Source organism: Dyadobacter sp. 3J3, assembly GCF_009801115.1.
GTDB lineage: Bacteria > Bacteroidota > Bacteroidia > Cytophagales > Spirosomataceae > Dyadobacter.
Genome location: NZ_VTOL01000041.1, coordinates 1 through 2787 on the forward strand (window position 1 = coordinate 1; position 2787 = coordinate 2787).

The 2787-nt window shown below is 38.5% G+C and carries 2 protein-coding genes and 1 pseudogene; 1 reads left to right on the top strand and 2 read right to left on the bottom strand.

The features are described from left to right. A partial coding sequence (locus FZF08_RS32005; RefSeq protein ID WP_229216788.1) for a hypothetical protein occupies nt 1-265 on the top strand: 265 nt, incomplete at its 5' end. Nucleotides 266-626: 361 nt separating this feature from the next. On the opposite strand, the gene FZF08_RS31380 is transcribed toward FZF08_RS32005, so the two are convergent. Both FZF08_RS31380 and FZF08_RS31385 read right to left on the bottom strand, forming a co-directional pair. Continuing rightward, nucleotides 627-2015 carry an aminopeptidase P family protein gene (locus tag FZF08_RS31380; RefSeq protein WP_159478860.1) on the bottom strand — a complete coding sequence of 463 codons (1389 nt, stop codon included), beginning with the start codon at nt 2013-2015 and terminating at the stop codon, nt 627-629. A 53-nt stretch (nt 2016-2068) separates the two neighbouring features. Beyond that, nucleotides 2069-2662, bottom strand: a pseudogene (locus tag FZF08_RS31385) (DUF885 domain-containing protein); the annotation flags it as partial. Nucleotides 2663-2787: the final 125 nt, after the last annotated feature.

The window sequence follows — 2787 nt, forward strand, 5'->3', positions numbered from 1 at the left end:
TCAGCGCCGTACTACCCGATTGGGAGTGCAAAGGTGCACCTCTTTTTTTTCTTACGCAAGTACAAGGCAAAAGTATTTTGAATCTTTTTTTACTTTAATTTGTAAAAAGCTCAAAATGAGGAAAATGTACCCCAAAATATTTTTAAGTTTTTTTCATGGGGTTGGGTTCGGATATGGAATTGGCGCTGAAATGGATGGGAATGCGGTTGTGGGCTCTTTTATCGTTGAGGGGAAGTTGGGGCTAATCACGCGTTTGGCGGATTAGATCAACTGTGCAGTGCGCATATCTGATTTCATTGTGGGTTTTGGTTCCTATATATAAGGAAAGGGAAAGTGTGGTGCGATGGGCAGGTTAGTGGATTGTTGGATTGTTCATAGGAGGCTCCGATAGAGCCCGGAGAAGCTTAGTATTATTTGTTTGCTATAAACAGGAAGCTCCGAGGGAGCTGGATAATCAGGAAATTGTTGGGAGAGTACTAATAGGATAAGCTTTGAATAAGAAATTCGCAATATTGAAATGAAACGAATTAAACATTGAAGGATGGCATGTTTAAACAAAAAAACTGGAAATGGATCGTATCAATACAAGTCCATTCCCAGCCTACTATCTTATTGTACTATCTCTATTACAATCTACTTAATCCTTCAATATCAGATACAGATTTAATAAGCGGTTCACCCAATAACTGGTGGCCACTTTCAGTTATTAAAAAATTCTCCTCGATTCTCGCTCCTCCAAAATCTCTGAATGCATCCAATTTATCGTAATTGATGAAATCTTTTAGTTTCCCCTCCGCTTTCCACATGTCGATTAATTCAGGAATAAAATACAAACCCGGCTCCACAGTAAGCACAAAGCCAGCTTCCAATTCTCTACCCAGCCTTAGCGACTTTAATCCAAAATCTTTACTTTTAATCACTCCTTCTGAATAACCCACGTACTGCTCGCCCAAATCTTCCATATCATGAACGTCCAGGCCCATCATATGCCCAAGTCCGCATTGGAAAAATAATGTATGAGCTCCCTCGCTCACTGCATCCTTTACATCGCCTTTCATTAATCCTAACTGCTTTAACCCATCTACCAAATGCTCGCAGGCAAATTTGTGAACATCTAAAAAACGTATTCCAGGCTTCAAGGCAACCACTGCGGCCTGCTCAGCCTTCAATACAATTTCATAAACTTCTTTTTGAAGAGATGTAAATTTTTGATCTACCGGAAAAGTCCGTGTCAAGTCCCCAGCATAATGCATGGCTGTTTCAGCACCGCAATCACATAACACCAATTGCCCTTTTTTAAGAATATCGCTCGTCGGGTGATTATGCAGCGTTTGCCCGTTTACGGTATAAATAACAGGATAAGCAATATTCCCTCCTGCACTCAACGCAAGTCCTTCAATAATTCCTGCTACATATTTTTCCGTAACATTTTCTTTGGAATACCGGATTGCGGCCAGATGCATTTCATTACTGATATTAACAGCTCTATCAATTTCAGCTACTTCGATTGCAGACTTGTACGCTCGTTGAGCAATTACCGCTTTTATCAATTTTACAGAAGCCCTTTCTTTAACCTCTATATTTGGAATTTCTAAAATACTACCTAGTTTAATAATCGCATCTGATCTATATGGAGGCAAATAATGAATAGTTTGCCCGGACGACATCGATTTTTTAATCAAAGTCCCAAAAGAATCAGATGCAGCCACTTTACTAATTCCGGTTTGGGCAGCAATGTCAGTCAAAGAAGGCTGAGTTCCCATCCATACGATATCATCTATAGTCGGCTCATTCCCAATAATGATTTCAGTATCTTCATCCACATTAATAATTGCCGCCAAACCAGGCTTATCCAATCCAAAAAAATATAGAAAACTGCTATCCTGGCGAAAATGATAAGTATTGTCACGATAATTCATCCCAATTTCTTCATTCCCTAAAAACAGAATCAGCCCACTTCCAACAGCCTTTTTTAACTTATTTCTCCTTTCCTTATATACATCAAAACTAAACATCCCCTTTTCCTATTTTAATTGATCACCGTTTTTATTAAATATTCTTCCAGAATTTACTTTTCCAACATTAATTCCCTGATGTATCTGACAGGAGCACTTCCGTAGCTAAGGAACTTTTCATGGAAGGATTTCAAGTCAAATTTATCTTCTAGCCTGGCTTTGTAATCCCGACGTAAATCGATGATTTCCTTATATCCGGTATAATAACTTGTCAGCTGCACATTACTCACACTCACTCTTTTCCATTTCCCTTCCGCTTCTGCTTTCTGCTGAAACGCTTCTTTGACCAATAAATGCATCGCTTCATCTTTACTCATATTACCGGCATGAACGCTATAATCCAGAATTGTATTACAAACAGTTCTTAAATGCCATTTATACCACATGAGCCACATTTCTGGTTGATTATTTCCATATCCATTTTCCAGCATCATTTGCTCGGTATAAACTGCCCAGCCTTCGATCATCGCGCCATTTCCCAAAAGAGATTTAATAAGACTTGGAGATTTATTGGCATAAACCAGCTGCGTGTAATGCCCTGGAATTGCCTCATGTATATCCAGGATCTGCATGATATATTGATTGTATTCGCGCAAATAACTTTCAGCTTTCTCCTTTGGCCAGTTTGCTATGCTGCCTACATTATAATAACCTGAGTTCGATTAATAATTGGCAGGAAAAATAGAGTTTAAAATTGGTAAGATTCTACATTCTTTGTATATTTAAGTATCTCACATTCAAATATATAACAGAAATAATCATGAATCTTACC